General features: G+C 44.3%; 14 protein-coding genes. 7 read left to right on the top strand and 7 right to left on the bottom strand.

The annotated features are described in order from the left end of the window. Window positions 1-52: 52 nt before the first annotated feature. Window positions 53-838, bottom strand: a complete 786-nt coding sequence (gene znuB, locus OO774_RS11455; protein WP_264902566.1) for a zinc ABC transporter permease subunit ZnuB — start codon at window positions 836-838, stop codon at window positions 53-55. Next, complete coding sequence (znuC, locus tag OO774_RS11450; protein ID WP_264902564.1) at window positions 831-1,619, bottom strand: zinc ABC transporter ATP-binding protein ZnuC; 789 nt, start codon at window positions 1,617-1,619, stop codon at window positions 831-833. Before znuC ends, znuB begins: the two co-directional genes overlap by 8 nt. 78 nt (window positions 1,620-1,697) lie before the next feature. Between znuC and znuA the strand changes: the two genes are divergently transcribed. The 5 genes from znuA to OO774_RS11425 all read left to right on the top strand — a co-directional run bounded on the left by znuA (window position 1,698) and on the right by OO774_RS11425 (window position 9,545). Then, window positions 1,698-2,579, top strand: coding sequence for a zinc ABC transporter substrate-binding protein ZnuA (gene znuA, locus OO774_RS11445; RefSeq protein ID WP_264902563.1), 882 nt, complete (start codon window positions 1,698-1,700; stop codon window positions 2,577-2,579). A gap of 200 nt (window positions 2,580-2,779) precedes the next feature. Next, a complete protein-coding gene (locus OO774_RS11440) occupies window positions 2,780-6,148 on the top strand; it encodes an AraC family transcriptional regulator (RefSeq protein ID WP_264902562.1) in 3,369 nt (1,122 codons plus the stop codon). 666 nt (window positions 6,149-6,814) lie between these two features. After that, the gene (locus tag OO774_RS11435; protein ID WP_264902560.1) at window positions 6,815-7,042 is read left to right on the top strand and encodes a FeoA family protein; all 228 of its coding nucleotides are present in this window, start codon (window positions 6,815-6,817) and stop codon (window positions 7,040-7,042) included. Continuing rightward, window positions 7,042-9,318, top strand: a complete 2,277-nt coding sequence (gene feoB, locus OO774_RS11430; protein ID WP_264902558.1) for a Fe(2+) transporter permease subunit FeoB — start codon at window positions 7,042-7,044, stop codon at window positions 9,316-9,318. The genes OO774_RS11435 and feoB overlap by 1 nt, the downstream gene beginning before the upstream one ends. After that, a complete protein-coding gene (locus OO774_RS11425) occupies window positions 9,315-9,545 on the top strand; it encodes a FeoC-like transcriptional regulator (RefSeq protein WP_264902556.1) in 231 nt (76 codons plus the stop codon). Before feoB ends, OO774_RS11425 begins: the two co-directional genes overlap by 4 nt. Before the next feature lie 67 nt (window positions 9,546-9,612). On the opposite strand, the gene OO774_RS11420 is transcribed toward OO774_RS11425, so the two are convergent. Both OO774_RS11420 and argS read right to left on the bottom strand, forming a co-directional pair. Beyond that, window positions 9,613-10,041: an HIT domain-containing protein gene (locus OO774_RS11420; RefSeq protein ID WP_264902554.1), complete on the bottom strand. Its 429-nt coding sequence runs from the start codon at window positions 10,039-10,041 to the stop codon at window positions 9,613-9,615. A 106-nt stretch (window positions 10,042-10,147) separates the two neighbouring features. Next, the gene (gene argS / locus OO774_RS11415) at window positions 10,148-11,881 is read right to left on the bottom strand and encodes an arginine--tRNA ligase (protein WP_264902552.1); all 1,734 of its coding nucleotides are present in this window, start codon (window positions 11,879-11,881) and stop codon (window positions 10,148-10,150) included. Between the two features lie 219 nt (window positions 11,882-12,100). On the opposite strand from argS, the gene OO774_RS11410 reads away from it, so the two are divergent. Continuing rightward, complete coding sequence (locus OO774_RS11410) at window positions 12,101-12,694, top strand: VOC family protein (RefSeq protein WP_264902551.1); 594 nt, start codon at window positions 12,101-12,103, stop codon at window positions 12,692-12,694. A 48-nt stretch (window positions 12,695-12,742) separates the two neighbouring features. Here the strand turns inward: OO774_RS11410 and OO774_RS11405 are convergent, their stop codons facing one another. From OO774_RS11405 to purU, 3 genes are all read right to left on the bottom strand, one after another. Further along, a complete protein-coding gene (locus OO774_RS11405; RefSeq protein WP_264902549.1) occupies window positions 12,743-13,114 on the bottom strand; it encodes a hypothetical protein in 372 nt (123 codons plus the stop codon). Between the two features lie 4 nt (window positions 13,115-13,118). Further along, window positions 13,119-14,741 carry a serine protease gene (locus OO774_RS11400; RefSeq protein ID WP_264902548.1) on the bottom strand — a complete coding sequence of 541 codons (1,623 nt, stop codon included), beginning with the start codon at window positions 14,739-14,741 and terminating at the stop codon, window positions 13,119-13,121. A 206-nt stretch (window positions 14,742-14,947) separates the two neighbouring features. Continuing rightward, window positions 14,948-15,781, bottom strand: coding sequence for a formyltetrahydrofolate deformylase (gene purU, locus OO774_RS11395; RefSeq protein ID WP_264902547.1), 834 nt, complete (start codon window positions 15,779-15,781; stop codon window positions 14,948-14,950). Window positions 15,782-15,997: 216 nt separating this feature from the next. Between purU and OO774_RS11390 the strand changes: the two genes are divergently transcribed. After that, entirely contained in the window at window positions 15,998-17,908 is a 1,911-nt protein-coding gene (locus OO774_RS11390) for an ATP-dependent DNA helicase (RefSeq protein ID WP_264902546.1), read from the top strand. Window positions 17,909-17,937 lie beyond the last annotated feature (29 nt).

Raw genomic sequence — 17,937 nt, 5'->3', positions numbered from 1 at the left:
CAAGTCAAGCGAGTGAAACTTCGCAATAATCAAACTCAGATAGACACCATTGCTATGCTTTGCGTTGGATGATTTGGCTTAGCATAAACAGCGAAGTTGCACTTATTACAACGGAAGGGCCGGCCGGAGTATCAAAGTGCCATGAAAGACTCAATCCGATCAGGACGGCTACAGAGCCAATAATTGAGGCAAACAGTGCCATTTGTTCTGGCGAAGAGGACACTTTTCGTGCTGTGGCTGCAGGAATAATCAGAAGGGAAGTCATGATCAGAGCACCGACAAACTTCATGCCTACAGCAATAACGATGCCGACCATTAACATCAGTACCAGACGAACCAAATCAGTATTTACGCCTTCTACTTCAGCCAGCTCTTCACTGACTGTGCTCGAAAGCAGTGGGCGCCAGAAAATGTATAAACAAACACTTACGACTACGACACCAGTATAAATGAACATTAAATCTTGTGGAGACACAGCCAATAAGTCACCAAATAGATAGCTCATTAAATCGACACGAACATTGTCCAGAAAACTAACAGACACTAAGCCTATCGATAGAGCACTATGCGCCAAAATACCGAGTAGAGTGTCGGTTGCGACTAACTGCTGTTTTTGCAAAGTCACCAGTAAAGCAGCCAGTGCCAAACAACAAACAACTAGAGCAAGATAAAGGTTTATATTCAGTAAGAAACCAAGTGCTAATCCCATTAGAGAAGCGTGAGCCAGCGTGTCTCCAAAGTAGGCCATTTTTCGCCATACGACAAAAGAACCAAGCGGTCCTGCGATAATAGCGATACCGATGCCAGCCAGAATTGAAGGTAATAAAAACTCAATCATGATGGTGGTGCCCGTGCGAGTGATTTGAACAAGAATCGGCGTCACCGGAAACGGGTGAACCAGCTAAATCGTGGTGATGATGATTATGGTCATGATGATAAAATGCTAAAGACTCGCGAGCGGCAGTACCAAACAATGCGATATATGACGGGTGTTTAGTAATTGTCGCGGGTGAACCTGAGCAGCAAACATGATGTTGTAAACAAATTACATCATCGGTTTTAGCCATCACTAAGTGCAAGTCGTGAGAGACCATAAAAATTGCGCAGTCAAAGCGGTGACGAATGCTCTCTATTAAGTCATAAAGGTCAATCTGTCCTTGTATATCCACACCTTGGGCTGGCTCATCAAGGACAAGAAGCTCAGGGCGCTGAAGTAGCGCACGAGCAAGAAGGACGCGTTGGTTTTCACCTCCGGAGAGGCTGTGCATATTACTTCGGATTAAGTGCTCAGCTCCTACAAGTCTTAATGCGTCAATACACTCCTGCTTGCTGTATTTCCCTGCTAAGTTTAAAAAGCGGGAAACATTCAGTGGTAGGGAATCATTGAGTTTCAATTTTTGCGGAACATAACCAATTTTTAGTTTCTTTTTCCTGGTTATTTTCCCACTCGTCGGCTTTTGTAATCCTAAGATGACCTTTACTAATGTTGATTTTCCCGCACCATTGGGACCAATTAGGGTCGTTATTTTACCCTTTACTAATTCCATGCTGATGTTGTCCAGAACCCTGCGATCATTGAACTCGACGCTTAAGTGTTCCAGATGGACTAATGAAGACATGAATGAAACTCGTTTGCAAATCTACAATGTTATAATGTAACATTATTACACTTTCCATTCGATATCCCAAGTAAAACTATGAAAAGAGCCTTAATTCTTGTTGCTTCGGCAATCCTTACGTTACCTGCGCAGGCGGTCACCGTAATTACTAGTATAAAACCTATCCAATTACTAGTGACAGAGCTTACCCAAGGTGTTAACGAACCTGAGTTATTATTGAAATCAAATACCTCTCCACATGATTATGCTTTGCGCCCTTCAGACGTAAAGAAAGTCGCTTCAGCGGATCTGGTCATTTGGTACGGACATGACTTAGAACCTTTTCTTGAAAAAGTCGTCGCCGATAAAGCAAATACTGTAACGATCAGTCGTATCCCCAACTTAGCATTACGAGAATTTGATAGCGAGCACAGTCATAAACATGATGGTCATGATCATGGTTCTCATGATCCTCACTTCTGGCTTGGCGTCGAGCCAGTCAAACAAGTGGCTGAAGCATTGACGGGCAAGCTTGTCGAAGTTGATTCTGCTAATGCAAATAAGTACAGAGAGAACCTTTCCCGATTTAAAGCGCAATTAGTGGTTACAGATAATGAAATTAAGCAAAAACTCGCTGCAGTAAAAGATAAAGGCTATTTCGTATTTCATGATGCTTACGGTTATTTTGAGGAACGTTATCAACTTAATCAGCTTGGTGTCTTTACTGTGAGTCCAGAGCGCAAGCCTGGAGCAAAAACATTGATTGAAATTCGTAAAGCAATCAGCTCTGGGGATGTTGCTTGTGTATTCTCTGAACCGCAATTTACACCAGCGGTCGTTGAAAGTGTTATGCGCGGAAGTCACGTGGCTAAAGGTGAGCTGGATCCATTGGGCAGTGCTATTGAAGCTCAGCCTGGGAGTTACTTCACCTTCCTGTCCGGTATGGCAGATAGTTTTGAACAGTGTTTGAGCAAAAAATAGTTATGAGGTTGTTTTTCTCTGTCAGAAATTTCTTTTTTGCGTGATCTGGCAATAAGAATTGCAACCTTTGCTAAGACGAACCTTTTCTCTAAAGCTAATTGAGATATTATTATCTAATAATTAGCGACTCGAAATAAGCGTGCTAAGAAAGGCATGAAACATTCCGAGTTGGTATAAATTTAGATATTAAAGGTTTCGTCTTGCTACGCTATCTGGCTCTTATACTCGTGGGAGCTGTTATTTCATGCCATGCATTTGCGTTTAATAAAGCCAATGCTATTTTTTATCCTTTGCCTACTCAGGTTAAGGGAACTTTTGTTGCGGCAAAAAATTTGTATTTAGGCGAGCATGGTGGCCTCTGGATACACGATGTTCATGGGCGTGTTTTATTCTATGATGGTCAGAATATACTCCCCAAATCAGGCAGTTTTTTAAGCAACCCCGCCAAACAGCTCGCCTACTATAAAGGCGCGTTTTGGACCTTTGTTGAAAACGAGGTCTACCAAACTTATCCAAATCAAGAGAGGCGTTTGGTGTTCAGCCTCAACCCCGGCTCCCAAATAAGAAAAATCGGCGCTTCCGAGCACTATATTTGGGTCAGTGACGGTGCACATTTCTATACTTACGATATCGAAACCAGTGAGTTAAAGACGTTTTCATTACTCCAGCTCTATCAACACAGTAACAACAGTTACGTCTATATTAACGATGCAATTTTTATAGAAACTAAGTGGGCACTTGCCACCACTTCTGGCTTTTATTTGTCCGAAGGAAGTTCCTTTGATCATGTTGTTGAATCTGGTCAGAAATATATTGAAAAAATCTACTTTTCGCCTACGCGACGTGAAATATTGGTTGGGACGCTTCGAGGTGCATTGATTTTCAACATTAATGAGCCGGATAAACAAGTCAACCAAGTCGGTGGCTCACATGTGTTAACGTTTGCAGAGACTAACCACGAGTATTGGGTTGGAACCGAACATGGTCTGTACTTGTATTCGTTTTTGACCGGAGAGGTGACGCAAGTGGAGTCTGCCAGTTTTCTTGAATTGGAACTGGACAGCAACAAGATATCTTCACTGTTGAGTGACAACATGGGGGGAATGTGGATAGCAACCAGTCAGGGAATTCGCTATTACTCTTTGTTCAGTAAAAAGTTTGAGCGGATTACATTCAGTAGCTACGATTCACAAACATTATCGGGCAGAATTCGAAAAACAGTGGCTGGGCCTGATGGTTCTCTATGGTTCGCTGATGACTACAAACTCTACCGAAGAGGGTTATACGGTAATGAAATCATCCTCGAATCTCGTTCTCCAATAAATGATCTGGTTTTTCAAGAGGGGATGCTTTGGCTTGCAACATCGAAGGGTTTAGAAGTATTCGATCTCGATGGTTTAAGAGCGGTCACTTTCCCCTACTTACAAGTTATGGCCGGACATCCGGTTGAGCACCTTGCCGTCGATGATGCTTCACGCCTTTGGGTAGCAAGTGGTAATCAACTGTATAACGTTGATATCGCTAATCAGCGGGTACGGAACCTTGGCAGCGAATGGTTGGTTGGTCAACACTTACCAGCAAAGATAACAAGTTTGCACGATACCGAAGATCGCCTATTGATCGGTACTGACCATGGTGTTTACGAATACGACAATGAACAAATTCGTTTCAAGCGTTTTTCAGAAAAATTTGGAGAATCCTTAGATATTGTTACTGCTGTCGATGGCAACCGTTGGTTCGCTTCATCTTTTGGTTTATTTAAAACAGTTAATGTCGGTGATTCAAAACAAGTCGTAGAGTTGAGTGTTTCTAATGCCAGACCTGCTTGTATGATCAGTGACGCTCAAGGCGTTTGGCTCGCTTCGTCAGTCGGATTAAGCTTTTACAATCTTTCTGGAGAGCTGGTAAAGCACTTTTCTTCTTCATCCGGTTTGATAAACAATGAATTTCTGCCAGGTATATGTACTGACATGCAAGGAGAAGAAGGTGGGGGTAGTGAGCTAGTATTAGGCTCAAAATATGGCTTGGTCAAAGCGAAAACTTCAACACTACTGGTATCCAATGCGCCCGAGTCCACGTTTATCGTCAGCCAAGTAGTGCATGAAAATGAAGTCATTCAGGTAGGAAGTGCCAACCTTGATGACGTGCAACTACCTTATGGTTCATCATTAAGCTTCCGTTTTGGTACTATGCCAAGGCCCGATAGCCAAAACCTGTATTACCGTCTAAGTGACGGTGAGCCATGGCAATCATTGGAAGGTGGCCAACTTACTTTAGAGCACCTAAATGCCGGTGAGTATCATCTTCAGGTAAGTAGCCAATCTCAAGTTTCAGCTGGTTTGATTGGATTAGAGTCGCGCTTTAAGGTAAAGCAGCCATGGTATTTATCTTCACTGGCAATCTTCTGTTTCCTTGCTTCTACGCTGATCATTATGGGTTTACTTACCTATTGGCGATCTCGTTATATGGTCCAAGTCAATCGAGCATTGGCCGCACAAGTTACACTCAAAACCAACCAGCTTAGACATCAAAGTCGTGTTCTTCTGGCCAGCAACCAACAACTTCGTAAACAGATTCAAGTGAGAAACTTATTGGTGGATCATGTGGCTCAGTCAATCAAGTCAAGCGTTGATTGTCTCGCTTCAAAGTTTCCTCAAGTGATTGACGCACCCACACAAGATCACTTTGCTAAAGTTTATTGGCAATTAAATGAATTAAGAAGTGTGCCAGATGACTCCAAAGGCGGTAGTCAAAACTATAACTTGAGCCAAATAACCCAGTCTGTAGTTGATGTATGGAAAGAAGACTTTGCAAAAGTGGGTATTCAGGTCGAGCTTGTTGATGAAGATAAATCGAGCAGGATCGCTCTGGAAAGCTTCAACTTAGACGTCATTTTTAACACTGTTTTTGCCAATATCATTAAGCGCTCTTATCGTGGTCAAACGGTCAAGATCGTATTGTCTGAGGGAGACGAACTCGTCTGGTTAAATTTTATAGATTACGGTAGCCAATTGACGAACAAGTTATCGTTAGGTCGGGGGGTAAGTGGCAGTCCTAACGAGCTAGGAATGGACAGCGTTTCACAATTAGTCAGCGAGAGTGGCGGCCATTTGGCGGTATTCACTTCTGATGCGCAAAACAAAATCGAAATTACATGGCCAGTAGCTCAAGAGTTGAGCCACGTAGAAGATGTGTTATCAGAGTTTGAGCCAGAAAAAGAGAGTGAAAATTTGGTTAGCCCAGAAGATGAGTGGCTGCAAAAGGTTTACCAGCTTGTGTCTGAGCATTACCATGACGCTGAGTTCGGTACTGCAACCGCGGCAAAAATGTTGTTTATGTCTGAACGTAGTTTGCAAAGACGTTTCAAATCAGCTTCGTCAAGAACGTTAAAAGATTATTTAACGGAAGTACGCTTAGAAACCGCCTGTGAGCAGCTACTCGCCGGAGAAAAAATCAGTGAAGTTGCATTTAATTGTGGTTTCAACGACCCGTCTTACTTTAGCCAGAAGTTCAGATTATATTTTGGCTTGCCTCCTTCGAAGTTTGCACTGACTCAAGAGAATCAATAATTCAGTCACGTCATGTTACTTGTCGTTATGGCACCCTATAGCGCTCCAAACTTCACTTGGTTAATGCCATAGCATTTTAGGTGCTGACGTGTTTAAAGCATAGGTGCGTCTTTGTATATCAGTGTAAAGCTATATCAATTCGGAAAGTAAATGAGTAGTTTGAATAGTGCTTCAAAGGGGAGGGAACATTGAAAAAAATATCGTGGTATAGCCGGGGGGACTATACCACGGGTGTCAAGGACACCTTCGCTTGCTGCCGGAGTGGCATGTGACATGCCACCTCTGGAATACATTTGAGAGGACGCCCTCTCGATGAGTTAACTATACGAGGGGTTACTTATTTTTCTTATAAAAATAACGACACTTTAGTATGAAAAAAGCGACAATATTTACCTGGTTAATTTAAGTGAATGATATATAAGGAATAACTATGAGTTTCCTTGTGGGTCGTATTATTTTTCTAAAATTAATAATCACCAGTTGAGAGAGTTTTGACGAAAATGACGTGAATAAAATTAACGAAGTTGACGTTTTGTGCAAGGGTCAGAGCATCTATGGTAACTTTGATTTCACACAATGAATCAATGGAGACATAGGAGTAATATTGCAGCATTAAATCATTAAACGAAAATATTTATCATTAGCAATAACCTTGTTGGAGTCATAATGAAGCTATCAGAAATCATACCCGGCGATTCGGTGACTATTCGTTTATTGGATGGTCTTTCATCCGACGTAAGAAAAAAGCTAATGGTAATGGGGCTATTGCCGAATACCGTCGTCAAAGTTATTAGACGCGCTCCGATGGGGGATCCATTGCAGGTTGAAGTCCGTGGTGTATCTGTGGCGCTGAGAGAAGCGATAGCTCAAAAAATCGAAGTGGAGAGAGTGTAATGCAGTATCAAATACTCACGGTAGGTAACCCTAATAGTGGTAAAACGACTCTTTTTAATGGTTTAACTGGCGCAAAACAACAGGTTGGTAACTGGGCTGGTGTGACTGTCGAGAAAAAAACGGGTCAATATCAACATGCTGGAGACCAGTTTTTGCTCACGGACCTTCCTGGTATTTACTCTCTCGATAGTGGAAATGATAGCAACAGTATTGACGAGTCAATTGCTTCACGTGCAGTGCTGACTCATCCAGCTGATTTGATCATTAATGTTGTGGATGTAACAAGCTTAGAGCGTAGTTTATACATGACGCTGCAGCTTCGTGAGCTTGGTCGTCCGATGATTGTTGTCTTAAATAAGATGGATGCTCTAAAGCGTGAGCGTCAAATGATTAACGTGGCCGAACTAGAGAAGACGTTGGGTTGTCCAGTTCTTAGCTTGTCGGCAACGGACAAAGCACAAGTAGCAGAATTTAAAGAAAGATTGCATAGGTCCATCGTTCAGGGGATTGCCCTTAAGGATTTGTCGCTGAACTATGGCGAACAAATGGAAGAAGCAATTGAAAACATTTCAACACTATTTTGTGATCAGTCGGTCTCTCATCGTGCACTTGCTATTCGTGCTTTAGAAAAAGACACCTTAGTTCTGAATAGTCTTTCAGAAAACGACAGAAGCACGGTTTTGAACTCCATTGCAAAGCTCGATCTGGATATTGATTTACATGTCGCAGATACCAAATACACACACTTGCATGAGCAGTGTAAGAAAGTGCGCCGTAGTGAAGGTAAGCTAAGTCGCAGCGTAACAGAAAAGCTTGATCAGTTTATTCTGAATAAATGGGTGGGCATTCCATTCTTCTTCGTGGTCATGTACCTGATGTTTATGTTCTCGATTAACATCGGTAGTGCATTTATTGACTTGTTTGATATTGGCGTAGGTGCGTTGCTGGTCGATGGCGGCCACTACTTACTCGATGAACACTTGCCCGTATGGTTAGTGACTGTTCTAGCCGATGGTATCGGGGGAGGTATTCAGACGGTTGCTACCTTTATTCCAGTGATTGCTTGTTTGTATTTGTTCCTCGCAGTTCTTGAAAGTTCTGGTTATATGGCTCGTGCGGCATTCGTTCTGGATAAAGTGATGCAGAAAATTGGCCTTCCAGGCAAAGCCTTTGTACCACTTGTTTTGGGATTTGGCTGCAATGTTCCTTCTATTATGGCTACCCGTACTCTCGATCAAGAACGCGAACGCAAACTGGCTGCAGCTATGGCACCGTTCATGTCTTGTGGTGCTCGTCTCCCTGTTTATGCTCTGTTTGCTGCTGCCTTTTTCCCTGGTTCGGGGCAAAATATCGTGTTTGCACTGTATTTATTGGGCATTGTTGCTGCGGTATTTACAGGCCTGTTCCTAAAGCACACCTTATACCCAGGTAGCAGTGATAGCTTAGTAATGGAAATGCCAAATTACGAACTACCGACGCTTCAAAACGTAGTAATCAAAACATGGCAAAAACTAAAGCGTTTTGTATTGGGTGCAGGGAAAACTATCGTGATTGTGGTTGCAATTCTAAGCTTTCTAAACTCTTTGGGTACAGATGGCAGCTTTGGTAACGAAGACAGTGAAAACTCCGTACTATCTAAAGCGGCGCAAGTGGTAACGCCCGTATTCTCACCAATCGGCATTCAAGAAGACAACTGGCCAGCGACTGTCGGTATTATTACCGGTATCTTCGCAAAAGAGGCGGTCGTTGGTACATTAAATAGTTTATATACTTCTCCATCTGATGAGGAAGACGCAGAGTTTGACTTATTGGCTAGCCTAGAAGAAGCGGTAATGAGTGTTCCTGAAAACCTTGCAGGGCTTAGCTACTCTGATCCTCTTGGTATCGAAGTGGGTGACCTGACCGACACATATGCAGCGGCGGAAGAGCAAGAGGTAGACTCATCAATCTTTGGCAACATTAAATCGCAATTTGTTTCTGGCCATGCTGCGTTTGCATATTTAATCTTCATCCTGTTGTACACACCATGTGTGGCAGCAATGGGAGCGTATGTCCGTGAATTTGGTAACAACTTTGCTCGCTTTATTGCGGTTTGGACAATGGGGCTGGCTTATCTAGCGGCGACTTTCTATCATCAAATGATGCACTTTGCGGACAGTCCTATTACTAGTGGAGTATGGATGGCAGTGATCGTAGCAATCTTCTTTGCTACTTATCGTGTCTTTAAGCGCATTGGTAAGAAACAGCTAGGCTCGCTGGAGGCACAAGTTGCATGATCTTAAAACAGCTTTATCAATATATTAACGACCACGGGGTAGTGAGCCAGGCAGAATTGGCAAAGCAGTTTGGTATGAGCGAAGATGGCGCCGACGCAATGCTAAGTGTGTGGATCAACAAAGGTCGTATCACACGTTTGGTAGATACTAATAACGCTCATCATGTGACTCGCGTGCGTTATGCAGTGACGCGGCAAGATGGACTATCACTGACAGTGACGATGTAAGCCGTCGGACAGAAAGAAGCCGCCTATTAACGGGCGGCTTTTTCGTTTCTGGAATCAGCGCAAAGGCTTACACTATTTGGAAAATAGAACTGAGTGATAACACATTCTTAATTCGACCAAGCACTTCGTCCTGTTCGCCTTTACTACGGAATTCACCATTAGTGTTGCCCCATACAGGTCCTGGCCAAGCAATATCATCTTTAAAGCGCGCGATATGATGAATATGCAGCTGAGGAACCATGTTCCCCAGAGCCCCCATATTGAGTTTGTCTGGAAGGAAAGTTGCTTCGAGCGCCTGGCTTACCGCCTGAGATTCTAACAAGAACTGTCGCTGATCGTGCATCGGTAAGTGGTGCAGCTCTTTTACATTAGCTCGCTTGGGAACCAGAATAACCCAAGGTACGGCATTGTCTTTATGTAGCAGAGCAACGCAAAGTGGGAAATGGCCAATAACAGTGGTGTCTTTTGCTAGTTGAGGGTGCAGTTCGAAACTCATTTTATTTTCCAATTTATTTTTAATTGTATTGATTGAATTCAGTATAAACAAAAAGGCTGACGCTCTCACGTCAGCCTTTGTTTTTTAAGCGTTAGCTAAGATGAGTTTACATGCGATCTAGTGTTTCGATACCTAGTAGAGACAGACCTTGCTTGATGGTCTTCGCTGTTAGTGCAGCAAGCTTCAGGCGGCTTTGTTTAACGGCCTCGTCTTCTGCAACAAGGATAGGACAAGCTTCGTAGAAACTTGAGAACTGGCCTGCTAGCTCAAACAAGTAGCTACACATGATGTGAGGTTGACCTTCGCGAGCAACAGATTGAACCGCTTCTTCGAACTGTAGAAGTTTTGCGATAAGCGCTTTTTCTTTCTCGTCAGTGATCTGGATATCACCTTGAAGCGCGTCCATTGCAACGCCAGCTTTGGCGAAGATAGAAGCAACGCGAGTGTATGCATACTGCATGTATGGTGCAGTGTTACCTTCAAACGCCAACATGTTGTCCCAATCGAACACGTAGTCGGTGGTACGGTGCTTAGAAAGGTCCGAGTATTTCACGGCAGCCATTGCTACTGTGCGAGAGATTTTCTCTTTCTCTTCTGCGTCTAGTGAAGGGTTCTTTGATTCGATCAGTTTCGCTGCGCGCTCTTCTGCTTCATCCAACAGATCAGCAAGGCGAACAGTGCCACCAGCGCGAGTCTTAAATGGACGACCATCTTTACCTAGCATCATACCGAATGCGTGGTGCTCAAGAGATACCGACTCAGGAACGTAGCCAGCTTTACGAACAATAGTCCAAGCCTGCATTAGGTGTTGGTGCTGACGAGAGTCAATGAAGTAAAGTACGCGGTTCGCGCCTAGTTCTTCGTAACGGTATTTCGCACAGGCGATATCTGTTGTGGTGTAAAGGAAGCCACCATCGCGTTTCTGAACGATAACGCCCATAGGCTCACCGTCTTTGTTTTTGTACTCGTCTAGGAAAACAACTTGTGCGCCGTCATCTTCAACTGCAAGACCTTGCTCTTTCAGGTCCGCAACGATCTTAGGTAGCATGTCGTTGTACATGCTCTCGCCCATAACGTCATCACGAGTTAGTGAAACGTTGAGACGATCGTAGTTGCGCTGGTTTTGGATCATGGTTACGTCAACCAGTTTCTTCCACATTTCTGCGCAGAACTCGTCGCCGCTTTGTAGTTTCACAACGTAGTTACGTGCTTTAACTGCGAACTCTTCGTCTTCATCATAAAGCTTTTTAGATTCACGGTAGAAGGCTTCAAGGTCAGCCAGCTCCATCGACACTTCGCCAGACTCTTGTTGTACACGCTCAAGGTTAGCGATAAGCATACCAAACTGAGTACCCCAGTCGCCAATGTGGTTGGCGCGGATCACGTTATGGCCCAAGAACTCAAGAGTACGTACTACCGCATCACCAATAATAGTTGAACGCAGGTGGCCTACGTGCATTTCTTTCGCAACGTTTGGTGCAGAGTAGTCTGCAACGATAGTTTGCGCTTCTTCCGCCGCCACGCCCAGACGTGAATCCGCTAGCGCTGCATCAGCTTGTTTCGCCAAGAACGCTTCGCTTAGGAAAATGTTGATAAAACCAGGGCCAGCGATTTCTGTTTTGCTCGCGATACCGTCAAGGTCAAGAACATCCAGTACTTTCTGTGCAAATTCTCGTGGGTTAGTACCCAGTTTTTTAGCAACGCCCATTACGCCGTTTGCTTGGTAGTCACCAAATTGTGGCTTTGCTGATTGACGGACGGCTGCAGGGCTGCCTGCAGGTGCGCCAGCGGCTTCTAGAGCCTGAGATACTTTGTCATTAATAAGTGCTTGGATATTCACACGCGTTTCCTTCAATTCGAGGACTAAGAACCCGTTATAATCGGAGTCGAGTTCTGTTGGAGTTCACAAAAATGGCGCTAATGATAACAACTTTATTGCTTTTCATACAGAGAGGATTTGGGGAAATTCGTACTTTTTCGATTGAATGGAATGTCACTCAACTTAGGTTTACTATTGCGCCCAGAGTAAAACGATAAATCGCCTTTAAAGAGAGCTCTAATGATTATTCAACTTGTTGAAAAACGCCTATCACCAGAAGTGATGATCCAAGACCTGGACGCCTTTGTGGATAAGATTGAAGCACTGGCGTCAATGCTTCGTTTGGATTTGAGCCTTGCTCAAGCCGACCATATCGCGTTACGTATCAACGACACTGAAACTGCGCAACAAGCACATCAAGCTTGGGCTCAATACGGTAAAGTCATTTCTCAAGCGCAAATCAATGGCCGCCCAATCATCGTGATCGAGTTTGCTAAAATGCTAGAAAGCCGAGGCTGGAAAATTGAGTGTTTGGAGTTGCCGTATCCTGCAGAAGGTAAGCTCTACCCAACAGAAGGCTGGGAGCACATAGAGTTTGTCATCCCATCTCATGCGGAGACTGCAGATGAGTTCCTAGCTGATCTAAAACACACTTACCCAGACTTTGGTGCGCAGTTTTATAAGTTGGAAGATATGGGGGTGAAAATCAAGCTCTCTAGTCCGAAAGGGGAAGGGGAGCGTCTCAACAACCCAACGGTGGCATTTAAATACCAAGGGGTATGTATCAAACTTCATCCGTATTCACTAAAGGCGATTGTCGAGTCGGAAGCATAAAAAACGAGAAAGTGAAAAGGGAGCCGAGACTCCCTTTTAATAAGCTAATCACTGTTTAGTCAGCGACTTGCTTGTTGGGTTTGTGATGGAAAGTTTTTTGCCTTGCAACTCTTTACCCAGAGGCAGTGTGAAGGTTTTGGCAAACGGCATTCGTTTACAATGATCCACTTTGTCTCTAACGATGGTGACTAGAACCTCTGAACGCGAGCTTTGCTCTACTTTCAGGCTAAAGTCCTCGTTTTGACTGCAGCCGGTAGACTCGGCGATAAATGAAATCGTATTTTCACTCGTTCGGTAAGCTTCCACCATCATCGCCTGAGGCTTAGGAGCCGGGCTTTTCTGTAGCTCTGCATTCGCCGAGCAAGCGGCTAAGCTGATAGAGCTCAAACCAAGCAGTACTGTCTTGAATGCACGTATCATCTGATTATCCTTTTTTTCGGCGAAGGAATGAGCCAGCAGCCAGCAGCATCAACAGACCAATAGAAAAACTGCCACCTGAGCTGGATTTGCTATTTACACTATTATCGTTGTCGTTATTGCTCTCTGCGCTAACTGACATTTTAATATTGCGAATATTCGCTTGTGCGTCATAACCACCAGTCTCTGCGTAGTTTTTAAGATAAGCAAACATGACCGTATTTGACGTTCTGTAAAGATCGGCTGAAACCTCGGTGTAATCTAGAAGCTGGTTGGTGTAATCATACATTTGACCATTAATATAGACGACAAAATAGTCAAAGCCATCGGATAACACTTTTAGATCCATCGTCAGTTTGCCTTTAGGCAGATCGGTGAGGTACAAGATAGACTCACCAGTAGCAGCGCCCATATCTGCAGAGTGAAGTTCACCATTTTCGGCTGTCCAAGCGTAGTTATTGGTATAGACATTAACACCTGTCAGCGGAATGGCACTGCTTAGCGAATCGCTGGCTTTATCAACACCTATATATTCAAAGGTAGTCGAAAGCTTAGGTAGTTTCGGGTGATCGGTGGTGACTTCAATCGTTTCCTCGGAACCCGAATAGCTAGGGTAGTAACCCACCGTAATTTGGCAACTTTCAGAAGGACTCAGGGTCTCTTCACAAGTATTTTCGGTGATTGTGAGTCCACTTGATAGAGTAATACCAGTGATGTTTAGTGGAGAATCTGCCTCGTCATTACGAATGGTAAAGCTTTCCTGTTGAGCTTTTCTCTCAACCAGATGAAGATTGCGATATTGGGTATAGCTGATGGTATTACGATGGCTATCTATCCAGCCGTTGTGCTGAAAGTGGGCCACGTTGGCGTAAACCCCGTAAGCATTAGGCTGAGCACATCCCGCGCCCCAACTAACCACACCCAATAGCTTATTAATGCCGTTGTCATCGACGATCAGAGGTCCGCCGCTATCCCCCTGGCAGGTGTCTTTCCCTCCCGAGGAATATCCAGCGCAAATTCCATCATCTGACACGTTGGAATAATCCCCCTGCAGGTTTTGGCATGTACCTCGGTCTACATATTCCAGTTCAACTTGCTGGAGTACGGTTGGGAATACTCTCTCTGTAGTCGAGGTGTTGCCCCAGCCAGCTGCATGAACCTTATTTCCTGCTCGGATACTATCTAACACCGTCGTGGTTGCGAGCTCAATAGTCGCGCCATCGACACTTTGGTCTAATTCGATAAGGGCGATATCGTTGTTAAGGGTCTTGCTATCATATTCGGTATGCGTGTAGATATTCTTAACTGAAATACGCTGCGCTTGAGACTCGTTTGTTTGGTCATAAAGGCCAAGCACGATATCGATATCGCCCGCATTGGTTTCTTCAACACAGTGCGCTGCGGTCAATACGTATTTTCCGCCGAGGAAACTACCGCCACAGAAGTGTCCAATGGAAGCTGGCTTTTCTTTACGTACCAGAGAAGCAATAAATTTCCAGTCTGTGGTATTGGCGGGCTCTCCGCCAATAATTCGTGTGGATACATCATTCTGAGCAGGCTCAAGGGCATCTGCGATTGCGGTTGCAGGTAAAGTCAGCCCAACCAGAAAAGCCACTAACGTTTTTTTCATTTTAACTCCTTATTATTGAATTGGTTTATTATAAGGAGGTTAGATGGTTAGCCAAATTATTCATGAGGTAAATGATTGTAGCAAATGGAAAAATTTCGATGCAGATCACTTAGTTGTGATGTTTAAATTTCTAGATTAAGTTGAAAAAACAAAACCCGCCGATGAGGCGGGTTTCTGCGACGTTTTGTATGTGACGGAAGACGCGATTACAAAATCACCGTCTTATTACCGTAAACAAAAACGTGGTCATTGAGCACCTTATTAAGTGCTTTACTTAAGACGTTCTTCTCTACATCACGACCGGCTTGTGCCATATCCTGTGCACTAAAGTTGTGGTCAACGGGAATGACATCCTGTTTGATGATCGGGCCTTCGTCCAAATCATTGGTCACAAAGTGCGCCGTAGCACCGATGATCTTCACCCCACGGTCATACGCTTGCTGGTAAGGTTTCGCCCCAATAAACGCTGGTAAGAAGCTGTGGTGAATGTTGATGATCTTGTGGTGATATTTCTCAACAAATGATGGCGTTAATACACGCATGTACTTCGCGAGTACAATGTAGTCTGCATCGTATTGGTCGATGACTTCGAGCATTTTTTGTTCGTGCTCTTCACGGCTGAGATCCTCATGCGTCACATAGTGATAAGGAATATCAAATCGCTCAGTCAACGTTTGCAGTTTGTCGTAGTTACCAATGACCGCCGCTATTTCAACATCTAAGCCACCATCGTAATTTTTCATCAGTATATCGCCCAGACAGTGGGCTTCCTTTGTTACTAAAATGACGATGCGCTTGCGGCGAGAGCTAACCAGTGTGCGTTTTGCACCGGTTGGCAACGCTTGATCCAAATCAGCGAGAAGCGTTTGATCGTTGAAGTAACCTTCCAACTCCGTTCGCATGAAAAAGTGCCCGCTGGTATTATCAACAAACTCATTGTTGTGAATGATATTGAGTTGATGTTTGTAACAAATGTTAGTGATTTTTGAGATTAAACCCGGAGCGTCAGAACAATGGGTTAACAGGGTTTTCTTTTCCATAAACTGGGGACTTCCATGCAATAAAAATGAAGCGTACGAAAAATGTGTTGGCCTACAGGGACCAACCGTACTGCAATGTTCCACCATAAATAATCTATTCTTCGACTGGTTTCAACAAAATATCAACGATGAGTAATTAGAGGGTCATATTGTAGGCTGATGTTACTCTTGATCGTCTGATATACTTTCGTCAATTTTCCCAACAAAATATCAGTCATGATCGCAAAAACATTCTCCTCTGAGGGCGCTTTAGGTAAGGCCATACCTGGCTTTCAGGCTCGTCAGCCACAAATTGATATGGCAGAAGCCGTCAGTAGTGCGATCAAAGATCAAAGTCAACTGGTGGTGGAAGCCGGGACAGGGACAGGCAAAACTTTTGCTTACCTAGTTCCAGCTCTGCTTAGCGGTAAGAAAGTCATCATAAGTACTGGTTCTAAAAACTTGCAAGAGCAGCTGTACCATCGAGATTTACCACTGATGGTGAATGCGCTTGGTTTTTATGGTCAGGTAGCGCTGTTGAAAGGGCGCTCCAATTACCTTTGCCTGGATCGCCTTAGCCGTCAGATGGTGGAAAGCCACACCAATGAGTCCGACCCAACGTTGCTGACTCAATTAGTTAAGGTAAGATCGTGGTCTTCCGAAACCAAAACCGGTGACTTAGGTGACTGTGAAGATTTGCCGGAAGACAGCATGATCATTCCAACGATTACGTCGACGAATGACAATTGTTTGGGCAAAGAATGCCCAAGCTATACCGACTGTTTTGTACTGAAAGCGCGTAAACGTGCTATGGACTCCGATGTTGTGGTGGTGAACCATCACCTGTTTCTTGCTGACCTTGCGATTAAAGAAACTGGCTTTGGTGAGTTAATCCCAGAGGCGGACGTGTTCATTTTCGATGAGGCGCATCAGTTACCCGACATTGCCAGTGAATATTTTGGCCAGACGGTCTCTAGCCGTCAAATTCATGATTTAGCTAAAGACATTGAAATCGCTTACCGAACCGAAGCGAAAGACATGCGTCAATTACAAAAGGTAGGGGATAAGTTACTGCAAAGTGCCATGGATATGCGTATTGTTCTTGGCGAGCCAGGCTTTCGTGGTAACTGGCGAGAAGCGATGCAGTCGGAATCCATCAAGCGTGAATTGGTTCGGCTAACCGACAGTCTCGATCTTGCCATTGATGTTCTCAAAATTGCTTTAGGCCGCAGCCAACTGCTGGATGCTGCATTTGAACGGGCTAATTTGATTAAAGGTCGAATTGACCGTGTATGTGATGTCGACATCACCGGTTATTCCTATTGGTATGACACCTCACCACGGCATTTTGCGTTACACATTACACCGCTTTCCGTTGCTGATAAATTCCATGAGCAAATTGAAATTAAGCAGGGTGCTTGGATTTTTACCTCCGCAACTTTGGCGGTATCGGGGGATTTTAAACACTTTACCGACCGCTTAGGCTTAAAACCCAAGCAGCAGTTTTCGTTGCCATCGCCGTTTGATTATGAAAAACAAGCGCGCTTATGTGTACCTCGTTATTTACCAGAACCAAACAGTCCGGGGTTGGCGGATAAACTAGTGAGAATGTTAGCGCCAGTCATTGAAGAGAACCAGGGACGCTGCTTCTTTCTTTGTACCTCTCACAGCATGATGCGTGAGTTGGGTGAACAGTTCCGTGAAAAACTGGATTTGCCTGTTCTGATGCAAGGTGAAATGAGTAAACAAAAAACTTTGGCAGAGTTTATGGAACTCGGAAATGCGTTGCTGGTGGCAACGGGTGCGTTTTGGGAAGGGATCGATGTTAGAGGTGATGCGCTGAGCTGTGTTATCATCGACAAATTACCGTTTACCGCCCCTGATGACCCGCTCCTCAAAGCCCGAATCGAAGATTGTCGACTGCGTGGTGGAGAGCCTTTTGCTGAAGTGCAAATTCCAGATGCGGTGATTACGTTAAAGCAGGGCGTAGGACGCTTGATTAGGGATCAGAAAGATCATGGAGCATTGATCATTTGTGATAATCGCTTGGTGACCCGAGATTATGGTGGCACCTTCTTGGGAAGTTTACCGCCGATTCCAAGAACACGAGATTTAGAACGAATCAAAGCTTTTCTTAAAGCAGAGTAGTCGGTCACAGACGAGCATTGTGGCCTAAC

Source organism: Vibrio sp. STUT-A11 (genome assembly GCF_026000435.1).
In the GTDB taxonomy this organism is placed as follows: Bacteria; Pseudomonadota; Gammaproteobacteria; order Enterobacterales; family Vibrionaceae; genus Vibrio.
The sequence above is the reverse complement of the archived record's forward strand: the minus strand, read 5'-3'. Positions and strand labels throughout refer to the sequence as shown.